The following is a 24,599-nucleotide window of genomic DNA, read 5'->3' on the forward strand; positions in this document are numbered from 1 at the left end:
AAATAAGCTTGAAAAGAAGAAATAGATTATCTTTAGAAGAGTATAAGTCGGGTGTTCTTTCTGGCGACAGAGTAGGATTGAGTAGAGCTATTACACTAGTAGAGAGTACTTTGGACAGTGATAATGAGCTAGCTGCAAAATTGATTGATGAAGTGTATCAGTACACCGGAAATTCATTCCGAGTTGGAATAACGGGAGTTCCGGGTGTGGGAAAAAGCACTTTTATCGAGTCTTTTGGACAGCATGTGATTGACAGTGGAAAGAAATTGGCAGTTCTTACAATAGATCCATCAAGTCAAAAAACTGGTGGCAGTATACTGGGTGATAAAACCCGTATGGAAAAACTCAGTCGATCTCATCAAGCTTTTATAAGACCTTCGCCATCAGGAGATGCACTTGGGGGTGTAGCGCATAAAACCCGTGAGACCATGTTGCTTTGCGAAGCAGCAGGTTATGATTTTATCTTCATTGAAACCGTAGGAGTGGGGCAGTCCGAAACAGCTGTGAAAAATATGGTTGATTTCTTTTTGCTTTTAATGCTAGCTGGTGCTGGTGATGAGCTGCAGGGTATCAAGAAAGGAATAATGGAAATGGCGGATGCCATTGCCATCAATAAAGCCGATGGTGAGAATATTAATAATGCCCAAAAGGCTAAAAAAGAATATCAAAACGCATTGCATTTATTTCCAGCAAATGAAAATGGCTGGATTCCTAAAGTAAAAACCTGTTCTTCTTTAAATGATGAAGGACTTCAATCTATTTTAGAGCTTTTAAACAAATTCAATTTAGAACAAAAAGAATCTGGGTTTTTTGATAAAAATAGAAAAGAACAAGCTATTCATTGGATGCATCAAACCATTCATCATTTTTTGAAGCAAAACTTCTACAAAAGTCCTGAAATATTAAAAAAATTAAGCAATTTTGAAGAAGAGGTTAGGAATGGAAATAAACATTCTGTACAAGCAGCGCGAACTTTATTAAACCACTATTTTAAATAAACTATCATGACCAAAAAGTATACTTTTCTAATATGTTTTCTCTTAATTCATAATTACGTATTCACTCAAAGTCCATGTGAAAATGGTAAAGCTGGTGGTTACCCATGCAATCAGGTTGAATTACTTTCTAGACTTGATAACGGAGTTTTATCTGGTGTTTCAGGGGTACAAGGAAATGATATCTGGGGATGGACAGATCCTACTGGCGGTAAAGAATATGTATTAATGGGACAAACAAATGGAGTTGTATTTGTTGATATAAGTAATCCTATCGAGCCAGTTATTTTGGGAAGACTTCCAAGTGAAACTGGGAATGCCAGTGCTTGGCGCGATATTAAAGTGTATAAAAACCATGCTTTTGTGGTAGCAGACAACAATACTGGTCATGGCATGCAGGTTTTTGACTTGACAAAACTGAGAAGCGTAAATAATCCCATAGAGGTTTTCAGTGCTGATGCTGTATATAGAGGAGTTTCAAGTGCTCACAATGTGGTAATTAATGAGGAGACGGGTTTTGCCTATATAGTAGGTGCTAGAGGTGCTGGAAATAATTGTGGAGCTGGAGGCTTGCATATTGTAAATATTCAAGATCCCAAAAACCCGGAATTTGCGGGATGTTTTGATCAGGATGGTTATACACATGATGCACAATGTGTGATTTACAATGGTCCTGATGAAGATTATCAAGGGCAAGAAATCTGTTTTAATGCAAATGAAAATACCATTACAATTGCCAATGTGCAGGATAAAGAGAATACTCAATTGATTTCAAAAAAAGGCTATCCTCAATCAGCTTATTCTCATCAAGGATGGCTGACAGAAGACCATCAATATTTTATTTCCAATGACGAACTAGACGAACAGAGTGCTGGGCTGAACACTCGTACATTTATCTGGGATGTGCGCAATTTGGACAATCCAATTTTGTTAAATCAATATTTTTCAGAACGTATAGCAATTGATCATAATTTATATACTAAAGGTTCCATGATATATCAATCTAATTATACAAATGGATTGATAATTTTGGATGGAAAAAGAATTTCTAAAGGAGATTTACGTGATGTAGCTTATTTTGATACCTATGCTCAAAGCGATGAGGCATCATTTAATGGTTCGTGGAGTAACTACCCATATTTCGAAAGTGGTGTTGTTGCCATAAGTGATATAAATAGTGGACTTTTTCTAGTGAGATCAAATTTTGAGGAATTCATTAATCAACATCCTGTTTTTACCTCCTGTGGAGAGGAAGCAATTTTAAATGTTGAAATTAAAGAAGGGTTAAATGTCGTAAATTACCAATGGCAAACAATAGACGGAGATGTTGCTGAAAATTTATCTGATAGTGATGATTTTTCAGGTGTAAATACTGCAGAGCTAACCATCAACCCAGAGCTAGAAGGCTTGGCTGATATGCGTTTTAGGGTCAAAATAGAATTAGAAAGTGGTGAAATTTTAACTACGTATTTGTCTAATACAGTAGAAGGATTACCAAGTGTAGACTTCTCTGCTAATGTAAATCAATTAGAAGTACAATTTGAAAACAATACGTTAGGTGCTCAAGAATATGAATGGAATTTTGGGGATGGTTCTGAAATATCCACCGAACCTAACCCGAGCCATACTTATGAAATGAATTCAGGTACATATGAAGTTAAGCTTACTGCAACAAATGACTGTGGCTCTTCTGATTTTGTATATAAAGTGAATTTATCACAATGTTTGCCTTATCCAGATTTTACAGTCTCTGTGGAAGACAATGAGATCACATTTATTAATTTAACTAGAAATTCAACCTTGTTTGAATGGGATTTTGGAGATGGCTCACCAATAGTGACGGATGGAAATCCTATTTATACTTACGATTCTGAGGGACCTCATGAAGTTACTTTAACAGCTTACAATGATTGTGGAACCAGAACAGCCACCTTAATAATTGATGAATCTGTGCTAAATAATAGTAAAGAACTAGAAAGTGCGGTAAGTATATATCCTAATCCTGTTCAAGATCAGTTATATTTAGATTATGATTCCCCAGAAGCTATTCGAAATATCAGCATTGTATCCACTGAAGGAAGGAAAATCTACAATCAGGATTATTTCCAAAAAAGGGAATCCATTAAAATGTCTGCCTGGAAAAAAGGAATATATTTTCTGATTATTACAAATCCTAAAGGAGAAAGAGCTGTTAAGAAAATAATTAAAAATTAATTGATTGCTATTCGGTTATTAAGTTTGCCGAATAGCTTTCATTCAATCTCAGCAAAGTAAAACTCACTTTTTATTGTTTTTATTTCTTTATCCTCTTCAATTTGGTATTCATAAAAATGCGATTGAATTGATTTTAGATCTATTTTTACTTTACTCTTAAATAGAGGGCCATCATACACAAAAGTGTGGAATTCTCCATTTTCCCCGCATAGGTCAACGTCTTTAGGTAATTGGTTGAGCAAGTTTTGAGTGATGGTTTCACCTATTTTATTTTTATCTAATTTGGAAGCATCTCCAGCACATATTTTGGTTTTATAACCTAATGCAAGAAATTCTTGTATAACTTCTTTCGTTGGAATACCCCATAAGGGAAATAGGCACTTCATCCCTGCTTCAGCCATTTTTTCTTCTCTGTAGTTCTTTAAATCTTCCAAGAAAATATCTCCAAAGGCAATAGTATTAATGTTTTTGGATTTACAGGAACTTGCATATTCTCGCATCACCTGTTCATAAGAGATATTACTTTTATCCGAAGGTAAGTGGCTAATCTTAAGAGGAATACCTAATGACGCTGCTTGAGCCTCAATTAATTCTTTTTTGATGCCATGCATGCCCACTCTGTTTGTCTCCTCGCCAATTACAGTGTGCAAATGATCTATATCATATTCTTTAGAATTCATTAAATAGTGCAGTGCCAAACAAGCATCTTTTCCTCCGCTCCAACTTAAGGCAATTTTCTTTGGCATATCAAATAGTAATAAAAGAAATGATAAGTTCAAAAAGTAATCCGAAAGCTAAGAGGATGAAATAGAAAAATCCTAAAGTGATAAATTTAAAAATGGATTTTGTCCAATTGTTTTGATAAAGCCTTTTTATTGAAAAAAGTGTATAGAGACTCACCCAAATGAAACTTAGAAAGATTATCCAATCTTCAGCTGTAGCGAAAATACTAATTAATAAAATGGCCAATCCATAGATAAAATAAGCAAATGCATGAAGGTGTAAACCATGGATGAGATGTTCCATATAATACCTTTTCTTCATAAAGAGGAGGTAAAGAATAAATGCAAAAATGGGGAGGAAGAAAAACATCATCAAAGGTAGGTTTCTAATAGCCTGATAAGTAAACATGGAAGAATTCAATAAAAATGATCTTTTATATTTGGCAGGAATACCTTCGATATTGCCGCCTACTTTATCGAGTTTCGCTTCAAATTCCTCATCATTCAAAGTTTCGTCCCCAGCCCAGTATTTTAAGGTTCCCCATTTGTTTAGTGAATCTTCCTGATTTGCCACTTTATTTTGCTCTGCTTTTTTTATGAGTTGTTGAACTCCCGCGCTATCGAGGCTCTCAACTTTAAAGGAATCTAAAACAGCTTTTTTGTTGACATATGATCTTAAACCTGAGTCAATCAAATTTTTAGGAACTGTAAGACTAATCATGAAAAAATAGAAAAGGGAAAATATCAAATACAACCTAATGGGATTGATATACCTTCTTCTTTTGCCCTCATTAAAAGCTTTGGTAAGCTTTCCTGGTCTGAAGATAAAGGGAGTTAAAGTTTTGAATAAGATGGTATCAAAACTAAGATAGTTTGAAAAGAAATCTTTTAGAAAAGCACCTAGAGGTAATTTTTTATCAGAATTTTCTTGGCCACAATTTGGACAAAAATTTTCATTTGAATCTAATTGCTCTCCACAATTAAGGCAGTTCGTAGTCTTGTTTTTCAATCTTCTGTTCAGTTAGCTAGCTACGAAAGTAAAAAATAATTTGAATGTTTTCGTTATTTTTTTGCCTTCACATTTTTAAATTGATAGGGGCAATGCCTGCATTTATTTCCACAGCAATAGCCCCTTTTCAAATGATATTTTTCAGTGAACACGAAAAAGCCATTTTCCATATAAAAATCTCCTTCTTCTATTTTTATATTTTTTGCACTCATGTGATTAAAATCGGTTTCTTATTTTCATCTATAGCCACCATTGTGAAACAGCCTGAAATAGATTTTTCTCTCTGGTTGGAATACATTTCTTCGGTAAAAACATCCACTCTGACCTCTAAACTGGTATTGCCGACCTTTTCTATTTGACCTACTAATTCAACTATTGTTCCAGCAGGAATTGCTTTGTTGAAATCAATTTTGTCACTGCTAACCGTTACCATTTTCTGCCTTGAATAGCGGGTGGCCGTAATAAAAGCCACCTCGTCCATCCATTGGAGGGCAGTTCCTCCGAATAAGGTATCATAATGATTCGTTGTATTCGGAAAAACTGCCTTAGTTACTTTTGTAATGGCGTTATCTGCCTTATTTCCTTTGGTTACAATCATCTATCTCTTTCGATATTAAAAGAAAATTGAGTAGGGGCAATACCAGATTCAAATGTATCCAATAGTTCTCCCTCAGCATCATAGCGAATTACAAGACCTTCACTAGAAAAATCTAGGGCGTCACCTAAGTAAAAATCTCCTGAAACTGGATCAACAGCAAAAGCATATGGAGTTTGCATTTCAACTTCTATGCCTGTTGAACTAATACTGTTATCTGAAATATTTAAAAATGAAATTTCACTGTCCGAATAAAAATAGATAGCATCTTCATATGAATCAATATCACCTAATACTGAATCATCCAGTTCAATTTGATTTGCGATGCCTGTTAAAGATGCATTTAATTGCAACAAATTCCCACTAGTACAAACTACCCAAACATTACCGTTATCGTCCTCTATTATTTCCTGTGGCTGCTTGGAACCTCAAGAGTTTCTTCTATTTGCAAATTATCAAGGTTGATAATGGATATTTCACTAATGGTTCCATCAAAAGATGCGTGGCTTACAATTAGTTTATTGTTTTTAATAAAAAGATGTTCAGGATATTCCTGAGTTTCAATTCGATCTACTAATTCGTTTGTGCTTAAGTCCACAACAAATATTTCACTGTTCGTTAAAGCAAAGTTTTCGTTGTAAGGCCCCCAGTTTGCAATAAAAGCTACATCATTCAATACAGCAATATCTCTAGGTTTATCCAATTCAGGGAAACTGATTTTAGCTTCAGATTTTAAATTTGAAGTCATTAAATCAATGGAATTACTTCCATTAAGTACACTGTAGATTCTGTCATTATTATTATCTACCAAAATGTTTTGCTGCACATCTCCAATAAAGCTGCTGTTTTGACCTCTGTAAAGTGAAGGATTATAGTCTAAGGATTCAGGATCATAATTACCAATGGTTGCATTATTGCTTCCAAATGCTCCTTCATGATATACGTAAACGCCTGCTGTTTTTAGTTTTATATCCTCAGCGTCCTGACAGGAAGAGAAAATAAACAGTGCAAGAATAAGGTTGATTAAAATTGAATAGTTCTTTGTCATGTTAATTGAATTTAAATTTTCGGGTTATACTGATTTGATAATTTCTACCTGGCATTGCATAGCCAGAATAGAGAAAGTATTCTGTGTTAAAAATATTCTTTGCTTTAGCTGATAAATGCCATGAAGTTGATTTCCAACTTAATCCTAAATCAGATAGTAAAAATGACTCAAGGGCAAATAGGTCGGAATTGTTATTGGTTGTGTAAACTTTCCCTGTCCATTGATGGAAAGAGTTTAATGAAAATTTTTTCCAGAAAAGAGAAGCCGTGGCATTTGCTTTATGTAAGGGAGTATAGACAAGCTGCTTTCCTATTTCACTCGAATTATTTTCTGAATCTAAAACTGTCGATTGAGTGTAGCTGTATTGGAAATCAGTTTGAATTTTGAAATCATTAAAGACAGGAAATTCAACTCCCATCTGAGTTTCAACTCCTTTTGCCAGCACTTCTTTGATATTGCGAGGTCTCCATTGATTATTTTCATCAGGCACCCACTGAATCCAATTGTCTACATTATTATGGTAAGCAGTGATGGAAAAATTTGATTTAACATCAAGCCACTGATGCGAAGACTGTAAAGTCATCTCCTTATTCCAAGCGGTTTCTGAATTCAGTTCTGGGTTTCCAGCTTCATTCCAAAATCGGTCATTTAAGGTTGGTAGTCTATAGTTATAAGAAGAGTTGAGTTTAAGATTTAGTCTGTGATTTCCATTTTGAATTACTTGGTAAGAAATTCCTGCATAAGGAGATATGGGGATATTAACTCCTGGTACTAATTGCTGTCTCAAATGTAGAGCATAATCAACTCCTTCAATGATTTGGCCCTTGAATAATGCTCCGAGGCTGTATCTTTGTTCTGTAGCACCTCCTGATTCATAACTTTGGTTGTTGGCCTCAATATAATTATGACGAGTTGAAAGTTTGACTTCATGATTTTTGGAGAACTGATGTTTATAATTAGCAAAACTCTCCCATCTGTTAACTTTATTATAAGAAATTGCCTGGTTAAGTCTGTAATCCATTTCATCCATGAAATAACCGCTACCAATAGTTAAGTGACCATTTTTTACTGTTTTCTCGAAATTAAGATGTGTCCTTAAATTATGATCCGTTTGCTCGTTTATATCTCTGGTAGACCCTATTGGAGGTTGAATTTCCCGGAAGTTGTCATTATACCAAATCGCTAATTTTATTTTTTCAGTATTACTGATTTTATAGCCAATACTTTGGTTTATCCCCCATCTTTCAAATCTTGCATTATCCTGTTTTTCACCAGTTTGTAATATTTCAAAATCATTTTCGGCTTTCCCCCAATATAAACGAGTATCATAAGCCCATTTCCCGTTACTGCCATTTGCAGTTAGGTTACTATTTAACAATCCAAAACTACCGATTTGCTGCCCAATTGATACATTATTCCCTGTTTTAAATGAAAGTGGATTTTCCAATAAAACGGCACCACCAAAAGCACCACTTCCTCCCATGCTACTTCCGCTTCCTGGAATGATAGATATTTCATCTATAGCCTGAGAAGGCAATAAAGAGAAATCTGTTTGTCCTAAGGTGAAGCTATTGATATTGAAATTGTCCCAAAGCACTGCAGTTTGGCTGGCATTTGTGCCACGGAAGGCAATGGTGGTAAGCATTCCATTTCCATATTCCTTGAAATAAATACTGCTATTCTGTTTTAAAATTTCACTGATATTAGCGCCATCGTAGAAATCTAGCGTTTTAGCTTTGGGCAAAATAATAGTATTGCCAGGCAGAAATTGTTTTTCAAAATTGCCTTGCACAGAGATTTCCTGTAGCACAGGAATGCTGTCCTGATGGTTTTGTGCCCACAGTTCATTGGAGAACCATAGCAATAAAAATAATATACCTAATCGCATAAAATATAGTTTAATGCGACCACGGTCAAAATCAGATGTAAAAAAGTTAGCTTATAGCTTTCGTACATTCCTGACCTTTCACCCGAAAGTCGAAAATATTTATGAGCTATGGCAGGTCTCCTGACTCGTCCTTTGAAGTTGCGGCCTTCCCATCAGCCTAAAGGCTAACAGTGGCAAGGGTAGTGCAATTCAATTAAAAATGGACTTACAGTTGCGGGGACAGTTTCGGAATATTGATCTCAAAAATTAAAACCAAGCACCGAATTCCCTTTTAATCCTGAAGGAATGAAATCCAACAGAAACCATAATTCTTCCGCAAATGTAGGGGAATGAAATCTGAAATCAAATTTTAATTCTTTAACTTTATTAATTAAAATGTTTGTGCAATGAAAGTAGTACCCATGTATCCTGACCCTTACAAGCTCAAAATCCATTTAGAGCACACGGATATTTATAGAATAGTTTTAGTCCCTTCGGACATTAATATGCTTCAGCTTCATTTAGTTTGTCAGGAGGCTATGGGTTGGAACATGGTACATTTATTTCAATTCTCAGATAAAAAAATGAATGAATCCATTCGAGCTGGTTTACCTATGCCTGAGGAGGATTTTGGCTTTGGAGGAGGAGTTGAAGAAGTGAAAGCCGATACAATTCATTTGTCTGATTTTGAAGAATTAACAGCTCGTAAACCCTTTTGGTATTGGTACGATTTTGGGGATGACTGGTGGCATAAAATCAGTTTCCAAAAGCCCACTAAAAAGGATTTGGAATTATATAAGGGCGAACCCATTTGTGTAAAAGGAGAGAAATCATGTCCCCCAGAAGATATAGGTGGAGTAGGAGGGTATTATCACTTTCTAGAAATTATGGAAGATAAGAAAAACCCAGAGAGAGAGGAATTCATGGAGTGGCTTGGATTGGAAGAAGGCGATGAATTTGATGAGAATTATTTTGATTTGGAGGATATTAATATATTTCTTTCAGAACTTTCTGAATCAGAATTTTGGAATATGACGGCCGATGAGTTTATGAGTTAATGAATAATGAATGATGAAAACTAGCTCCTTATTTTATTTAATTTTAGTTCTGCTTCTATTTTCTTGTAGATTAAATCAAGATGTAGAAACTAATATTTGGGAATCAGGTAGTTATCGATTTTCCTTATCTCATGATGATTTAAATAGGGAGTATTTGTTATACATTCCTCGAAATTATGATATTGAGAAAAATTATGCCCTGATTACTGTATTTCACGGGGGCGGAGGGCAGGCTGAGGCGACCTTTGAAAACAATAATTGGGCTGCTTTTGCTGATGAAAAAGATTTTATTGCGGTATTACCTGATGGAAGCAGGGAAGATATGGATAGACCTGCCAGTTTTGCAAACAATGCACAAACTTGGAATGATGGCTCTGGGAGAAGCAATATTGGAGCAGTAGAGAGAAAGGTGGACGATGTTGGTTTTATCAATAAAATGATAGGCCACTTACTCGATACTATTCCAAATATAACTAAAGGAGTTATTGCCACAGGCTTTTCAAATGGTGCCAGTATGACTTTTCGCATGGCAAGGGAAAATCCTGATTTATTTGAAGCAGTAGCCTCTGTAGCGGGAACTGATTGGATGCCTGATTTGATTCCAGCTTCAACTCCACCAAGATTATTATATATCACGGGTACTGAAGATCCATTAAACCCTTTCAATGGAGGTGATATATTCCTTGGTAACTCTTATGCCGGCACAAAACCTGATGTGGAAGAAATGATTCTAAAGTGGAGAAGCTTATTAAATTGTGAGAATCAATTTACGACAGATACCCAAATGGATATCAGAACTTATGAATTTGATTGTCTTGAAAATAACCAATTAAAAATGCTGGCCTTGATAGATCATGGTCATCATTGGCCGGGAAGTGAATCATTATTTCCTGTTTCTGTCGTAGGGGAGAATACCACTGAATTAGATGCTAATGAAGAAATTTGGGAGTTCTTTGATATTTGAGAATATAATGGAGTTAATCATTTATATTCTTGATACCATTTAAATTTATCATTTAAGATTTCATTTTTCTTTAGTCTAATATAGTCCAAATAGGCTTGAGCAACTGGTGAAATTCTTTTGCCTTTTAGCCAAATTAATCGCCATTTTGTTGTTACTGGTAAATCCTCAGCAGGCAAAATATATAATTGATTATTTAATAATTCATTTTTAATACCAATTAATGGCATAATAGAATTACCTAATCCTGCGATAACAGCTTGTTTCACAGCCTCATTAGATGTGAGTTCCAGTCTCTTTCTAGCCTTTGAATTATGTGTCCCGTAATAATGTTCCATCGCACTTCTTGTGGCTGAGCCTTCCTCCCTGTAAATCAAAGGCATACTTTCATTTTGCTGTGCTTCGCTACTAACTAAATATAATTTATTGTCAATTAAAAGTTCTTCATCGATATCTAATAGATCAGGTACTACACTTACAAGGGCGAAATCAATTTCGTTATTCTTCAAGCTTTGAATTACTTTAGTTTTGTTGGTAACATCCAAAACCAAATCAATACCAGGATTTTTAGTCAAAAACTCATCAAGAAAGTAAGGAATTACATATTTACCTGTAGAAGCTGATGAAATCTTTAATTTTCCAGTCATCATTCCGCTATAAGCTTCCGTTTTATAATTTATATTATTCAATTCTTCTATTACTCGCTCCGCAATTAAGGCAATTTCTTTACCGAAATCTGTTATGAATAATTTCCTTCCAACAACCTCATATAATGGTATATCGAATTGATCTTGAAAGTTTTTTAACTGAATGGAGACCGCTGGTTGTGACATAAATAGCTCTTCAGAAGCTTTAGTGATGCTTTGCTTTTGGACCACCTTTAGAAATATCTGTAACTGATGTATAGTATAGTTCATAATAATAGTTTATGTTTTGTATAAAATATATAAATAAAAATATATGAAAAATGTTTGCCAAATTTGTATAAATAATTTGAAAAACTATTAAACAAATTAAAAATTATGGAACAAGTTGTAGTTAACAAGCAAAAAAAAGACCTGCTAAGAGGTGAATATTCAGCTGAGGAAGCAAAAGAGATTATTTCAAATTTCATTACTCAGAAAATCAACTTTCATAATATGAGGAATTATAGTTCACAAATAAGATATGAAAGGCCAGATGAAAATTCTTTGATAAGAATTGAGGAGCTTAAAGAAAGCAGGAAATCACTAATGGAATTAATTAATACTGCAAAAGAAGAAGGTAGAACGCTTAAAATCGATTCAACTATCACCATTGAATTAATATAAAACTGTAAGGCATGACCAAAGAATTAATCATCAGCACTGTTTTTCTATCCCCACTTTTATTTACACTTATCGCTATTCTGTCTTGGTTTATGAGGGGATTAAGGCCTAAAATATTGATATGGGTAAGTAAAATATCAATTTATGCATCTATTCTAGTAGCCATATTTTCCGCTTTGATTGTATATCAATATGGATTTTTGGAGAGTAATAGTATAGCATATAATGGTATTGGATTATCCATAAGATTAGATGCTTTAAGTGTTTTGATATTCACCATGATTAACCTCATTTCTTTTATAGTGATGCGGTTTAGTTTCAATTATATGGATGGAGACAGTAGACATGGGGTTTTTATTGGAAGATTGGCTGCTACTATTGCTTCTGTTCAATTGTTAGTACTTTCAGGAAATATAGGTTTGCTGTGGATTTCATGGGTTTTGACAAGTATCTCCTTACATCGATTACTTGTTTTTTATTCTGAAAGACGCAGATCCAAATTGGCAGCCAGGAAAAAATTTATTGCGGCTCGATTGAGTGATTTATTTTTATTGGGGGCTGTCATCTTGATTTTTAATTATTTCGGTACCGGAAATTTAGAAGAGATCATAACTGGAATAAAAGGTTTTGCCAACAATGTGCCATTTAAAATAGAATTAGCTGCTATTTGTATTGTGTTAGCTGCTATCTTAAAATCTGCTCTATTTCCTACTCATGCTTGGCTAGTAGAAGTGATGGAGACACCGACTCCGGTTTCCGCATTGCTACATGCGGGCTTGTTAAATGCAGGGCCATTTTTAGTGGCAAGAATGTCTTTTGTTGTAGTGGAAACTACTTATGCGCCTATACTACTTATTGTTTTTGGAGGTTTTACGGCATTATTTGGCTCGATTGCTTATATGACTCAATCTTCAGTGAAAACAGCTTTAGGTTATTCCAGTATTTCCCACATGGGCTTTAGTTTGTTGCTTTGCGGATTTGGGATTTATGCTGCAGCCATGTTGCACTTAGTAGCACATTCTTTCTACAAAGCGCATGCATTTCTTTCTTCTGGAAGTTTAATTGATGTAAAAAAAGCAACTAAAATATCGCTGCCAGCAAGAAAAGCTAATCCACTTATACTCATAATAAGCATAGTACTTGCTTTCACAATATTTGGGATTATGGCATATGCTTGGGGTATCAATCCAATAGAGGAATTATCATTATTGGTGATAAGCTGCATAATCGTTATGGGATTATCATTATTAATAGGTACTGCTTTTGATTCTTATGGAAGCAGGAGGTTGATTCCAAGGGTGGTCTTAATGGCCGCTCTTGTTGCCTTTGCATTTTTCAGTTTAGAAACGATTATGGCTGCTATTTTGAAATCTCAAATTCCAGTAATTATGCAACCTTCCACTGTAGTAGTAATTTTATTATTCTTTTGGTTGATAGTTTTTACGGGATTGGTGCTTATTCAAATCTTTTCACCTTTTATCAGAAATTCTACTGTGTGGAGAAAATGGTCAATTCATTTCAGAAACGGACTTTATGCAAATGTGCTTTATGATCGCTTGGTTGGGGCTTTATATGTGAAGGCGTCTAAACCTAATTTCATAAAAAAACACGAATAAAATAATGTGATTTATTAAATACTTATTTAGAAAACAATTTGAAATGTTAAATAAAATCAAGGATTCTAAAATCAAATTAATAAATACTTCAATTAGTAAGGCTTTTTACGATGCCTCTAAAAAAATAGCCCCTTTGTGGCCTTTGGAGAATTTTGTGGCCGTAAACCCTTACCTGGGATTGAGTAATCACTCTTTCGAATCTATTGCACAAAGATTATCTTTTACTGCCGGCATACAAACTACTATGCCACTAAGCTACTATTTGGAAGCTTTAGAACAAGAGAAGATATTAACTGAGGATTTGGAAATTGCATTAAATCAAAAAAAATATCCCAATGAAAATAGAAGTGCAAAATCTTTTGTTGAGGAACTGAAAAAGAAGGCACCTTCAAAATTTAAATAGCCCTCAAATAAAGACGGTTGCTGAGTTGGCAATGAAAATCAGCACCGCCAACTGGCCTGATTTTATGTTAGACTGCATTTCCTCCTGGGCGTCCTCTTATTTTGATGAAGCTCAAGGGCAATGGAAAAATAATGATCAAAGATTGGATTTATTTTCCGCTTGGAAAATTGAATCAGAAACCAACCGATCACCATCTTTGATGGGACTTAAAGGATTCCATAAGCTTATAAAAGAATTACCCGATAATCATATTGAAGCTGCGGCTATTGCCCTACGTCATTTGGAAGTGGAGGAGAAGGCTTTGCCAGCTTATTTACACAGTTTATTATTGAGGATAGGAGGTTGGTCATCCTACATTGCACATTTCGATTGGGATGCTAAGCGTTACGGTCGTGAAGAGCAAAGATTAAGTGAATTCCTAAGTGTATTAATCTGTTGGGAATATGGTATTTACAATGCATTACAAAACCCTGTTTTGGAAAGCCAGTGGAAAAAAGAAAAGCTGGAGATGCTTCAATTTGAGGATTCAGAAGTCATTAATCCAGCCTTATCAGATTTAATTATTTTACAAAGTGCTTATGATTTAACTGCACAAAGACGATTAATCAAAAAGTTTAAGAAAAAGGATTTTTCTAATCGAGAAGTAAGGAAACCTAAGGTTCAGGCTGTTTTCTGTATTGATGTTAGATCAGAAGTTTATCGTAGAAACCTGGAATCAATAGCGCCAGAAATTGATACTTTGGGTTTTGCCGGTTTTTTTGGGTTTCCAATAAATGTAAGGAAAATTGGCCACGACCAAGGATATGACCAATGTCCGGCATTAATTCCTTCGGGCTATACTGTTAAGGAGAAAGTACTTGACAAGAACCAAAATGACAAGGTAGTTTTAAGAAGGAAGATTAATAGATTATTCAATTTCTCTTGGAAGTCCTTTAAATCAAGCGCTATCAGTTCTTTTGGTTTTGTGAGTCCTATTGGATTGTCATTATTGCCTAAACTTTTTACCGATTCTTTTGGAATAACGAGACCTGTTCCGCATCCGCAAAAAAATGGACTTAGGAAAGATGAGTTAGAAAATTTATCGGTGGATATTGAGAGTAGTCAAGGTGATTTGAATATTGGAATTCCACTGTCAGATAGAGTAAATATGGCAAAAGGGGCTCTTCAGGCTATGTCATTAACTGAAAACTTTGCAAGAGTAGTGATGATAGTAGGCCATGGCTCGACTTCAGTCAATAATCCTCATGCTTCTGGTTTAGATTGCGGTGCTTGCGCAGGTCAGTCTGGTGAGGCTAATGCAAAAGTGGCTTCCATTATCCTAAATGATAAAGAAGTAAGAAAGCAACTGGCCGAAGAAAAGATTATTATACCTGATTCGACCTATTTCTTAGCTTGTTTGCATGATACCACCACTGATGAGGTCTCACTTTTTAACACCGGTCTAGTCCCTACTTCACATCAGGAAGATTTAGAAAACATAAAAGAGAGGATTTCACAGGCTGGAAAAGCCACACGTGCAGAAAGAATTTTAAGGATGAATATAGAGGATGGAAAAGATGTTGATTCATTCATAAAATTAAGAGCCAATGATTGGTCTCAAGTAAGACCAGAATGGGGTCTGGCAGGATGTTCTTCCTTTGTGGTTGCACCTCGTTCCATTACCAAAGGAGTCAATTTGGAAGGACGTTCGTTTTTACATTCTTATAATTGGAAAGAAGATCAAGGGTTTAAGGTTTTGGAAACTATTATGACTGCCCCTATGGTGGTAACAAGCTGGATAAACCTCCAATATTATGCTTCCACAGTGGACAATAAACATTTTGGTTCAGGAAATAAGACTCTACATAATGTGACTTCTGGAATTGGCGTGTTAGAAGGCTTTGCAGGAGATTTAAGATCAGGACTACCTATGCAATCAATTCACGATGGGGTAAACTATCAACATGAACCACTAAGATTAAGTGTTGTGATTAATGCACCTAAAGAAGCCATGACTAAAATTTTGAAAAAGCATGAATCAGTAAGGCAGCTTTGTGATAACCAATGGATTTTTCTTTTGGCTATGAATGATGAAGGGGAAATCACCGATATTTATGACGGAGATTTTATGTGGAAAAAGTTGGATTCAATTGAGTCATTTAATAAGCAAAATGAAAAATTGGTAGAAGAGTTTGCTTAAAATAAATTAATATTATTTACGAATTTTTAGGTTGTAATTTGGGGCTTCATTATTGATTTAATGAGGCTCTTTTTACTTTATGTTAAATGAACAAGACGATAGTTATTATTTAATTTATTTCTATCCTCTCTACCCCATCTATTTATTAGTATAAATCCAACCATTTATTAGTACCACCACATAACCAAATAGCACTCAAACCGGCCTCTTTTAATGTTTTAGCCGCTTCTACAGAGCGCCCACCGCCTTTTCCGCAAACTGTTACGTAATAAGTGCTTTTATCCAATTTTGAGATTTTTTCACTAAGCTCATCCAATGGAATATTGATGGCCTCTGGAATATGAGCATTTTCATATTCGTCCTTATTCTTCACATCTATAATCTGAATGACTTCATTCTTATTTAATGCTTCTTTTAGCTCTTCTGGCTCCATGCAATCCTTTGTTTGCTTGATGTTGGCTGGCATACGGAGTTTGATTATTAGAGAAGACATAATTGTCAGTCCTGCAATTGTTAAAACCGCATATTCAACTCCAAATAAATCAGCCGTTACCCCAGAAATTATGGCACCAAATGCATACCCTAAATCTCTCCAAAGCCTGAAGGTACCCACACTTTCTGCTCTTTGTTGCGGACTGGTTGCCTGGGCAATGGTGGATAAAAATGTAGGGTAAACCAAGGCAGTTCCCAAACCTAAAATAGCAGATAAACCGGCTAAAACGGCAAAGCTGCTGCTGTAAGGAATAAACAGTATGGCTATACCTTGTAATAACATTCCCCAGAACAACATTCCTTTTTTGGAATAATGATCAGACATTTTACCTGTAAATAACTGACCAATTCCCCAAACAGTAGGGTAAATAGCAGTGATAATCCCAATACTTTCATTGTCATAATTCAATGAAAAAAGCACCATTGGTAAAAGCCCCCAAATCATCCCGTCATTCAAGTTATTAATTAAACCTGCTTGAGTGACAGAGCTTAGGGTTTTGTTTTTGAAAGTGGTTTCCAAAAAGATGTTTTTCAAATGCACAGATTTGTCTGTCCCGCTTTCTTTATTTACATGACCTCGGGTATCTTTCACCCAGAGTAATGTCAAAATAAAACCAACAATCGAAAGGAAAATTCCGATGTAAAAAGGATAGGGGGTGAGTCCGTAACTATTGGCTACATAGCCGGTTATAAAAGCCACGATACCCACAGCAAAATATCCGGCAAATTCATTTAATCCCATGGCAAAACCACGGTCTTTTTCGCCTACTAGGTCAATTTTCATTACTACCGTACTGCTCCAGGTCAATCCCTGACTTAATCCTAATAAAATATTAGCAATTATGACGAATGTCCAGCTTGGCGCATAAATCAGCATAAAAGGGACGGGTATAGCCAATAGCCATCCAAAGAGGAGGAGGTTTCTTCTCCCAAATTTATTGGCAAGTTTACCCGTATAATAATTGGCAAATGCTTTACTAATACCAAAAGCTGTAATAAAAGTAAGAATTGCCGTTTTGGAAGCCACTCCAAATTCCACTTCAGCAAATTGCGGGAAAATGCTTCTTTCCATACCCACCATGCCGCCAACAAAACCGTTGACAATCACCAAAAATGTAAATTGTTTCCAGTTTTCTTTAAGTCCTAGCTTTATGCTATCCATTGATATTTCATTTTTCAACATGCAAATGTCGAAAATTATCAGGAATGTTATGTATCAATTGTTATGTAGGGACAATATTATCTACCCAAGTTTTCATGGATTAATGCGTGATTGCTATTGCTTTGAAATCTTATTCTATTTCTCTACAAGATAGTTTACGTTATCACGAACATTTGAAAATCCCACAAATGCCACATCATGGTTTGCTTTTCAATTTACCGATATTCTGGATTCGGGTTGTCCTTATGATTTGAATTATCCCATTCTGTTCTTTGGTTTCCGTGTGCTGGAATACCATTATTGTCTTGAAGCATTTTCGCCATATGAATCAAATTCCAAGTCATAAAAGTGGTATTCCTATTTGTGAAATCATTCTCAGGGCCACCACTGCCATCATCCATATAAGATGGTCCTGGCCCTGCTTCGCCTATCCAGCCAGCATCAGCTTGTGGAGGAATAACATATCCCAAATGTTGTAAACTATAAAGGACATTCATGCCCACATGTTTGATGCCATCTTCATTTCCAGTTACTAGACATCCCCCTACTCTTCCATAATAAGCATACTGTCCTTGCTCATTGGTTTCACCAGAGAGGCTATACAATCTTTCGATCACTTGAGTTGCGATGGAGGATTTCTCACCTAACCAGATTGGTGTTCCAATTATTAAAATATTGGCATCCATCACTTTCTTTTGAATTGCTGGCCAATCATCTTTCTCCCAGCCATGCTCGGTCATGTCAGGGTAAACCCCGAAAGCAATATTATGGTCAACTGCTCTGATGATATCCACATGAATTCCATTTTCCTCCATGATTTCAGCCGACATACTTATCAGTCCTGAAGTATGTGATTTTTCTGGTGATTTCTTTAAAGTACAATTGATAAAAACGGCTTTTAAGTCGCTAAAATCTGTCTTGTTTTCTTTATTCAGTTTTTCCTGATAGCTGCTGAGTTTCATAGTTTTTAATTTAGGATTTCTAAATAAGTAAATCTTCTTCTTAAAAAATGTTTGAGAGATGACATTTGTATTGATTTAACTCTAACAAGCAGTTTAAAGTTATTGATTGATGATTGAGCTTTTTGGATAAGTTAGTTTAATAGGATTGAAATAATTTGACTTTTAGATAGTTTTGCACCGATTAAGCACCTTATTTGTCGCAAAAAGTGCAACGAATAATTTTTATTTGCAACGAATAACCGTATATTCGTTGCAATAAATGCAACGAATAATGAATTATATTTATCAACTGGAAGATTGGCCAAATTTCAAATGGAAGACTGAGGAGTTTTTAGGGCTTCTCAGTGAAGCAAGAAATTTACAGGGAAGGTTGTTAGGGAAAATGGACTCTCTTGGATTTGAATTAAGAAATGAAGCTTTTCTAGATACTATCACTTTGGATGTTTTGAAATCTTCTGAAATTGAAGGGGAGATATTAAATCCAGAGCAAGTTCGGTCATCCGTAGCACGTAAATTAGGATTGGAGTTTGCAGGGGCAGTAGACTCTGATAGAAATGTGGATGGAGTAGTAGAGATGATGTTAGATGCTACACAAAAATATTACCAACCGTTAAGTGCGGATAGATTATTCGATTGGCATGCAGCATTATTCCCAACTGGCAGGAGCGGGATTCGGAAAATAACCATAGCAGATTGGAGAAAGGGTACAACAGGGCCAATGCAAGTAGTTTCTGGAAGTATGGGAAGAGAGAAAGTGCATTTTCAGGCTCCTGATGCAAAATATGTTGAAAGGGAAATGATTAAATTTCTTGATTGGTTAAATGATGATAGGAAAAATGATTTAGTCATGAAGGCTGCTATCGCCCATTTGTGGTTTATTACTATTCACCCATTTGAAGATGGAAATGGGCGAATTGCGAGAGCAATAACTGACATGATTTTAGCTCAAGCCGATAAAAGTGAACAGCGGTTTTATAGTATGTCTGCTCAGATCAGAATTGAAAGAAAAGAGTATTATGAAATCCTTGAGAAAACTCAAAAAGGCAATTTAGACATAACAGAATGGATGGTCTGGTTTTTAAAATGTTTGATAAATGCTTTAAAATCTAGCGGGGAGATTCTGAGTGATATTTTATTTAAAGCTGATTTTTGGAAAAAAAATGCTGAAATAAAGTTAAATGAAAGACAGAAACAATTGCTTAATAAAGTTTTAGATGGATTTGAAGGAAAGTTGACATCTGCAAAATGGGCAAAAATAGCAAAATGTTCAAAAGATTCTGCTATTAGGGATATTAATGACCTAATTGATAAAAATATCCTGGAACAAGAAGAATCAGGAGGAAGAAGCACGAGTTACCGACTCAAGAGCTTTCATCCTTAATTACTAATTATTAATTCTTCCCTCTACTCCTCAAACTGAAAATTCGTATAAGCATTCTGCAATTCCCTCAGCGCATGTTGCTCCCCATTTTTTTGTGCAGTAGCTATTCCTTTTTGGTAAATTTCATCAGCTTTATCTCTATCAAAGAATTCTGCATACAAAGCAGCTGCATGATAGTAGGTTCCTATGTAGTTTTCATGCTTTTCTAACAACTCATCGAAAAGTTCCTTGGCTTTTTTGTGGGCCTCTTCTTTATATTCTGTAGCCAAAGCATAGATTAAAAAGGGATCATCGGGAGATTCTTCTCGAAATTTTTGAAGTTGTGCTATTCTATCTTCATTCATTAGTCGGATTCAGTTTTTATTTTTTTCAATTATACTTAACTTCGGGCTTTAATATCAGTTATACTTTATAAATCTTCAAATTGTCTTTAACAAAAAGTGTTTTAGGCATGGAACTATAAACTCAATATATTTTATGAAAATATTAGTTTGCATAACGCATGTGCCGGATACAACGGCAAAGATTTCCTTTAAGGACGACAATACAAAATTTAATTCAGACGGTGTGCAATTTATCATTGGCCCATATGATGATTACGCTTTAGCAAGAGCTGTTGAATTGAAAGAAGCTTCAGGCGGTACTGTTACCGTATTAAATGTTGGAGGTGCTGAAACAGAACCTACAATCAGAAAAGCTTTAGCAATTGGTGCTGATGATGCCATCAGAATTAATGCTGAGCCAACCGATTCATTCTTCGTGGCAGAGCAAATTGCTAACCATGCTAAAGATGCTGGTTATGATTTAATCATGATGGGTAGAGAATCCATTGATTTTAATGGCGGTATGGTACATGGAATGGTAGGCGAATTATTAGGCTTACCTGCTATTTCTCCAGTTATGAAATTGGATATCGAAGGACAAACAGCTAAGTTGGCTCGTGAGATCGAGGGAGGTAAAGAATATTTAGAATTGGAATTACCTTTTATCGCAGGATGTCAGGAGCCAATTGCTGAATGGAAAATTCCTAATATGAGAGGAATTATGTCAGCAAGAAGCAAGAAGTTGGATGTAGTAGCTCCTTCAGAGGCTTCAGAGGCAGTAAAACTGCAGAAATATGAAATGCCGCCAGAAAAAGGTGATGTGAAAATGATTGATGCCGACAATGTAGAAGAGTTGGTGAAATTGTTGAAAAACGAGGCGAAAGTTATATAATAACTGAAAAGTCGATTAATCATTGTTGAACGAAATTATTAGAAAGAAATGTCAATATTAGTATTTATAGAACACGCAGAAGGCGAAATTAAAAAATCATCTCTTGAGGCAGTATCTTATGCTGCGGCAATGGGAGAGGATGTAACCGCCATCGCAATTGGTCCAGTAGATGAATCAGTTTTGAAAGTAGCTGGAAAAGCTGGAGCTTCAAAAGTTTTGCATGCTGCAGACGCGAAATTGGAAAAAGGATTGATCCTTCCATATGCAAAAGTGATTGCTCAGGCAATGGAAAAAGAAGGTGCAAAGACTTTAGTACTGGCTAAATCTTCATTAGGAGATCCTGTTGCAGCTAGAGTTGCAGCTAAATTAAAAGCTGGGTTTGTTTCCAATGTTGCTGATTTACCTGATACTTCAAGCGGATTTACTGTGAAAAGAAGTATTTATACGGGTAAAGCTTTTGCCAATGTGGAAATGACCACTGAGACAAAAATTATTGGGATCAAAAAGAATGCTGTTGAATTGAAAGAAGATGGTGGAGATGCTTCAGTTGAAGCTTTTGAACCAACTTTAGATGATTCAGATTTTTCAGTCAAAATCACTTCTCAAGATAAACAAGAAGGTGAAATTTTATTACCAGAAGCAGAAATAGTAGTTTCAGGCGGTAGAGGAATGAAAGGTGCCTGAAAATTGGGGAATGATTGAAGACTTGGCTAAAACATTGGGTGCAGCTACAGGTTGTTCAAAGCCAGTTTCTGATATTGGATGGAGACCTCACCATGAGCACGTAGGACAAACAGGCGTGAAAGTATCTCCACAGTTATATGTTGCAGTTGGTATTTCTGGTGCTATCCAGCATTTAGCAGGTGTGAATTCTTCCAAATATATATTAGTGATTAACAAAGATGAAGAAGCACCGTTCTTCTCAGCAGCGGATTACGGTATTGTAGGAGATGCTTTTGAAGTAGTTCCAAAATTAACTGAAGCACTAAAAGCAGCACAAAATTAAAATTCACTTGTGGATAAAATCAAATTAGAAATATTAGGTTTATCGTCTAGTCAGTCGCAATCAGGTTCTTTCGCTTTAGTTTTGGGTGAAACGCCTGGTAGCAGAAGACTGCCGATTATCATTGGTATGTTCGAAGCGCAAGCAATTGCTATCGAAATAGAAAAGATTGTGCCTAACAGACCCATGACGCATGATTTATTCAAATCCTTTGCGCACAGTTTTAATTATGCAGTAAAAGAAATTGTGATTTCGGATTTGAAAGAAGGCGTGTTTTTTGCCAAAATTGTATGTGATAATGGCATGGAAACTGTTGAAATTGACAGCAGACCATCGGATGCCATTGCAATAGGGATACGTTTTGACGCTCCTATTTACACTTATGAAAAAATCATGTCAGAGGCAGGTATTGTACTTTCAGATGAGAAAGAAGACGAAGATATTTCTGAGTTGAAAAAGCCAGTTGAAAAATCATCTTCACCAGGATCTTCATCAACCCCTCCATCAAAATCTGATTTCGACAAATTGAAAAATATGCCGATGGATAAATTGAATGAGCTGTTGGATAAAATGATTCAAAGTGAGGATTATGAAAAAGCCGCTAAAATCCGCGATGAAATAAATAGAAGGAATTAAAAAATATATTCTTAGATGATAATTTAAATAGCTTTGCCATAATTGGTGGAGCTATTTTTTTTGATACAAATTAAATTTCCCCTAAAATCAAGCCTACAATTTTGTGAAATCGGAAATGTTTGCACTAAATTCGTCCATCAATTTTTAAGCAGATAAAATATGACTTTAAAAGATATAGCATCAGTAACTGGTAAAGGTGGTTTATTTCAAGTAGTAAAACCTTCAAGAACAGGCGTTATTTTAGAATCCTTAGATGAGAAAAAGCAAAAGCTAGTGGCTCATGCCCATGATAGAGTATCTATTCTGGACGAAATATCAATTTATACCACTGATGCAGAAGGCAATGTTCCTTTGCAAAAGATTTTTAACACCATGCATGAGGAGTTTGGTGATGATTTAGGGATCGATGCTAAATCTTCAAAAGAGGAGATAATGTCATTCCTTAAACATATATTACCTAATTATGATGAAAACCAGGTTTACCCATCAGATGTTAAAAAATTAGTAAGTTGGTATAATACTTTGCTAAAAGAAGCACCTGAGGTATTGACTGCTAAACGTGAAGATAAAGCGTAATTGATTTAAAAGAAATCAGATTTTAAACCTTCCAAGTTTTCATAACTTAGAAGGTTTTTTATTTTATTATAGTTTAATCAAATACTTGCTCATTCAATTTCCTTACCTCTTTCCAATCCAAGGTTTCTCCTTTTGATAGCATTTTATAATGTTCTCTAAAGTAATTAATGCAAATATCCTGAAATTCTTCTAGAGCTATGCTAGAGGAGTAAATTGGCCTGAAACAAGGGCTTTGGAATCGCTCTTTTTTGCTTAATTTTTCTCCATTCAGGCGTAGGATAGGGGCGGTATCAGTAAAATGCTCTGCTTCCCATTTTTTACCACTTTCTTCGAATACATTCAATTGATCACAAAGTTTCTCCATGCTGATTCTAGGGAAATGCTGGCGAGTGGTATTGATCCAAGTCGTATATTTATACTCTAGCTCATATCTGTTTTCAGGATAAATACTTAAAACCATATCAGCAGATTGACTTTGGCTATATAATGCATAATAATGGAGGGGTTCTTTTCCTTGCACTATATTTAATCTAATGACATCTAGTGTTTTTTGCTGAGTGATTTTTTCAAGATGACCTAGAACCAATTTGTATTCTTCTGTATCAGGAACTTCATCAATTGGTAAATCCACTACTTTACTGAAAGCATCCAAAAAATGAATGTATTTAGGCACACAAGCTTCCATTTCCTTTTCTGCTATTTCCGGTGCGCCAAAAGGAGGATAGAATAATTCAGCTTCTTCTTCATTCAGCCAGCAGACTAATTTTAAAGCTTTTTTCCAATCAGGATATTCAAAATTAATCTCTCTGAAATCCCCAATTTGAGCCATTTCAGTTAATAAATCATAATGCTCTAAAGCTTTTACAGGATTGAAAACAGCCCATACGCCCAAAAAGCCATCAATATCATAATGATTATTGGTGATATATTTTTTTTCAAGCTCAGGCAGTTTATTTTGAATTGCTTTTAGTACAATTTCAGTGCTGGTATCTGCCTCACAATTCTTGGGAACTGGCGCTCCTCTCCAATGCGATAAATCAAATCCCTGTGGATGATGGGCATCTACCACCAATACTTCATCTGGGTATTTTTTGATGTCATAGAAGGGGATGAATATCTTTTCTTGCATAAGCATTTTTTACTTTTAAGAAGCTTTTACGAAATTAAGAACTTTTGAAAAGCTAATGATAAAATTTAT

General features: G+C 35.3%; 24 protein-coding genes, 2 pseudogenes and 1 riboswitch. Of the genes and pseudogenes, 13 read left to right on the forward strand and 13 right to left on the reverse strand.

Annotated elements, in window-relative coordinates; all coding sequences use genetic code 11:
• Nucleotides 1-8: 8 nt before the first annotated feature.
• Together meaB and ABWH96_RS07780 are read left to right on the forward strand one after the other, a co-directional pair.
• Nucleotides 9-998 carry a methylmalonyl Co-A mutase-associated GTPase MeaB gene (gene meaB / locus ABWH96_RS07775; RefSeq protein ID WP_375580904.1) on the forward strand — a complete coding sequence of 330 codons (990 nt, stop codon included), beginning with the start codon at nt 9-11 and terminating at the stop codon, nt 996-998.
• A 6-nt stretch (nt 999-1,004) separates the two neighbouring features.
• Nucleotides 1,005-3,209 (forward strand): choice-of-anchor B family protein, encoded by a 2,205-nt coding sequence (locus ABWH96_RS07780; protein ID WP_375580905.1) that lies wholly within the window; start codon nt 1,005-1,007, stop codon nt 3,207-3,209.
• Between the two features lie 38 nt (nt 3,210-3,247).
• Here ABWH96_RS07780 and ABWH96_RS07785 read toward each other — a convergent pair whose 3' ends face one another.
• From ABWH96_RS07785 to ABWH96_RS07815, 7 genes are read right to left on the reverse strand one after another with little or no spacing between them, the layout of a single operon-like run.
• Nucleotides 3,248-3,955 (reverse strand): diphthine--ammonia ligase, encoded by a 708-nt coding sequence (locus ABWH96_RS07785; protein ID WP_375580906.1) that lies wholly within the window; start codon nt 3,953-3,955, stop codon nt 3,248-3,250.
• Nucleotide 3,956: 1 nt separating this feature from the next.
• Nucleotides 3,957-4,940 (reverse strand): DUF3667 domain-containing protein, encoded by a 984-nt coding sequence (locus ABWH96_RS07790; RefSeq protein ID WP_375580907.1) that lies wholly within the window; start codon nt 4,938-4,940, stop codon nt 3,957-3,959.
• A 53-nt stretch (nt 4,941-4,993) separates the two neighbouring features.
• Nucleotides 4,994-5,152, reverse strand: coding sequence for a DUF5522 domain-containing protein (locus ABWH96_RS07795; protein WP_375580908.1), 159 nt, complete (start codon nt 5,150-5,152; stop codon nt 4,994-4,996).
• Nucleotides 5,149-5,538, reverse strand: a complete 390-nt coding sequence (locus ABWH96_RS07800; protein ID WP_375580909.1) for an acyl-CoA thioesterase — start codon at nt 5,536-5,538, stop codon at nt 5,149-5,151. The genes ABWH96_RS07795 and ABWH96_RS07800 overlap by 4 nt, the downstream gene beginning before the upstream one ends.
• On the reverse strand, nt 5,535-5,891 hold the full coding sequence (locus ABWH96_RS07805) for a hypothetical protein (protein WP_375580910.1): 357 nt from the start codon (nt 5,889-5,891) through the stop codon (nt 5,535-5,537). Before ABWH96_RS07805 ends, ABWH96_RS07800 begins: the two co-directional genes overlap by 4 nt.
• A gap of 47 nt (nt 5,892-5,938) precedes the next feature.
• Nucleotides 5,939-6,583, reverse strand: coding sequence for a YncE family protein (locus tag ABWH96_RS07810; protein ID WP_375580911.1), 645 nt, complete (start codon nt 6,581-6,583; stop codon nt 5,939-5,941).
• Between the two features lies 1 nt (nt 6,584).
• Nucleotides 6,585-8,471, reverse strand: coding sequence for a TonB-dependent receptor (locus tag ABWH96_RS07815; RefSeq protein WP_375580912.1), 1,887 nt, complete (start codon nt 8,469-8,471; stop codon nt 6,585-6,587).
• Between the two features lie 92 nt (nt 8,472-8,563).
• Nucleotides 8,564-8,793, reverse strand: a riboswitch (cobalamin riboswitch).
• A 64-nt stretch (nt 8,794-8,857) separates the two neighbouring features.
• Between ABWH96_RS07815 and ABWH96_RS07820 the strand changes: the two genes are divergently transcribed.
• Nucleotides 8,858-9,508, forward strand: coding sequence for a plasmid pRiA4b ORF-3 family protein (locus tag ABWH96_RS07820; protein ID WP_375580913.1), 651 nt, complete (start codon nt 8,858-8,860; stop codon nt 9,506-9,508).
• Nucleotides 9,509-9,518: 10 nt separating this feature from the next.
• Nucleotides 9,519-10,472, forward strand: coding sequence for an alpha/beta hydrolase family esterase (locus ABWH96_RS07825; protein ID WP_375580914.1), 954 nt, complete (start codon nt 9,519-9,521; stop codon nt 10,470-10,472).
• A 17-nt stretch (nt 10,473-10,489) separates the two neighbouring features.
• Here the strand turns inward: ABWH96_RS07825 and ABWH96_RS07830 are convergent, their stop codons facing one another.
• On the reverse strand, nt 10,490-11,386 hold the full coding sequence (locus tag ABWH96_RS07830) for a LysR substrate-binding domain-containing protein (RefSeq protein ID WP_375580915.1): 897 nt from the start codon (nt 11,384-11,386) through the stop codon (nt 10,490-10,492).
• Nucleotides 11,387-11,491: 105 nt separating this feature from the next.
• Here ABWH96_RS07830 and ABWH96_RS07835 point away from each other — a divergent pair, with 105 nt between their 5' ends.
• The 4 genes from ABWH96_RS07835 to ABWH96_RS07850 are packed head-to-tail and all read left to right on the forward strand — an operon-like array spanning nt 11,492 to nt 15,974.
• Entirely contained in the window at nt 11,492-11,779 is a 288-nt protein-coding gene (locus ABWH96_RS07835) for a hypothetical protein (protein ID WP_375580916.1), read from the forward strand.
• A gap of 11 nt (nt 11,780-11,790) precedes the next feature.
• Nucleotides 11,791-13,392 carry a proton-conducting transporter membrane subunit gene (locus ABWH96_RS07840; RefSeq protein ID WP_375580917.1) on the forward strand — a complete coding sequence of 534 codons (1,602 nt, stop codon included), beginning with the start codon at nt 11,791-11,793 and terminating at the stop codon, nt 13,390-13,392.
• 43 nt (nt 13,393-13,435) lie between these two features.
• A complete protein-coding gene (locus ABWH96_RS07845; RefSeq protein ID WP_375580918.1) occupies nt 13,436-13,795 on the forward strand; it encodes a putative inorganic carbon transporter subunit DabA in 360 nt (119 codons plus the stop codon).
• Between the two features lie 31 nt (nt 13,796-13,826).
• On the forward strand, nt 13,827-15,974 hold the full coding sequence (locus ABWH96_RS07850) for a YbcC family protein (RefSeq protein WP_375580919.1): 2,148 nt from the start codon (nt 13,827-13,829) through the stop codon (nt 15,972-15,974).
• A gap of 145 nt (nt 15,975-16,119) precedes the next feature.
• On the opposite strand, the gene ABWH96_RS07855 is transcribed toward ABWH96_RS07850, so the two are convergent.
• The 3 genes and pseudogenes from ABWH96_RS07855 to ABWH96_RS07865 all read right to left on the reverse strand — a co-directional run bounded on the left by ABWH96_RS07855 (nt 16,120) and on the right by ABWH96_RS07865 (nt 18,590).
• A complete protein-coding gene (locus ABWH96_RS07855; RefSeq protein ID WP_375581469.1) occupies nt 16,120-16,440 on the reverse strand; it encodes a rhodanese-like domain-containing protein in 321 nt (106 codons plus the stop codon).
• Nucleotides 16,426-17,628 (reverse strand): annotated as a pseudogene (locus tag ABWH96_RS07860) (MFS transporter); the annotation flags it as partial. The gene ABWH96_RS07855 and the pseudogene ABWH96_RS07860, both read right to left, overlap by 15 nt.
• Nucleotides 17,629-17,843: 215 nt before the next feature.
• Nucleotides 17,844-18,590 carry a flavodoxin family protein gene (locus tag ABWH96_RS07865; protein WP_375580920.1) on the reverse strand — a complete coding sequence of 249 codons (747 nt, stop codon included), beginning with the start codon at nt 18,588-18,590 and terminating at the stop codon, nt 17,844-17,846.
• Between the two features lie 271 nt (nt 18,591-18,861).
• On the opposite strand from ABWH96_RS07865, the gene ABWH96_RS07870 reads away from it, so the two are divergent.
• A complete protein-coding gene (locus tag ABWH96_RS07870) occupies nt 18,862-19,971 on the forward strand; it encodes a Fic family protein (RefSeq protein ID WP_375580921.1) in 1,110 nt (369 codons plus the stop codon).
• A 23-nt stretch (nt 19,972-19,994) separates the two neighbouring features.
• On the opposite strand, the gene ABWH96_RS07875 is transcribed toward ABWH96_RS07870, so the two are convergent.
• Nucleotides 19,995-20,315 (reverse strand): tetratricopeptide repeat protein, encoded by a 321-nt coding sequence (locus tag ABWH96_RS07875; RefSeq protein ID WP_375580922.1) that lies wholly within the window; start codon nt 20,313-20,315, stop codon nt 19,995-19,997.
• Between the two features lie 133 nt (nt 20,316-20,448).
• Between ABWH96_RS07875 and ABWH96_RS07880 the strand changes: the two genes are divergently transcribed.
• From ABWH96_RS07880 to ABWH96_RS07895, 4 genes and pseudogenes are all read left to right on the forward strand, one after another.
• Entirely contained in the window at nt 20,449-21,186 is a 738-nt protein-coding gene (locus tag ABWH96_RS07880; protein ID WP_375580923.1) for an electron transfer flavoprotein subunit beta/FixA family protein, read from the forward strand.
• 48 nt (nt 21,187-21,234) lie between these two features.
• A pseudogene (locus ABWH96_RS07885) lies at nt 21,235-22,192 on the forward strand (electron transfer flavoprotein subunit alpha/FixB family protein).
• A gap of 9 nt (nt 22,193-22,201) precedes the next feature.
• On the forward strand, nt 22,202-22,825 hold the full coding sequence (locus tag ABWH96_RS07890) for a bifunctional nuclease domain-containing protein (RefSeq protein WP_375580924.1): 624 nt from the start codon (nt 22,202-22,204) through the stop codon (nt 22,823-22,825).
• Between the two features lie 159 nt (nt 22,826-22,984).
• Complete coding sequence (locus tag ABWH96_RS07895) at nt 22,985-23,401, forward strand: DUF5606 domain-containing protein (RefSeq protein ID WP_375580925.1); 417 nt, start codon at nt 22,985-22,987, stop codon at nt 23,399-23,401.
• Nucleotides 23,402-23,474: 73 nt separating this feature from the next.
• On the opposite strand, the gene ABWH96_RS07900 is transcribed toward ABWH96_RS07895, so the two are convergent.
• Nucleotides 23,475-24,530 (reverse strand): DUF6687 family protein, encoded by a 1,056-nt coding sequence (locus tag ABWH96_RS07900; RefSeq protein WP_375580926.1) that lies wholly within the window; start codon nt 24,528-24,530, stop codon nt 23,475-23,477.
• Nucleotides 24,531-24,599 lie beyond the last annotated feature (69 nt).

Origin of the sequence: Marivirga tractuosa (genome assembly GCF_042140215.1) — a bacterium.
GTDB classification, from domain to species: domain Bacteria; phylum Bacteroidota; class Bacteroidia; order Cytophagales; family Cyclobacteriaceae; genus Marivirga; species Marivirga tractuosa_A.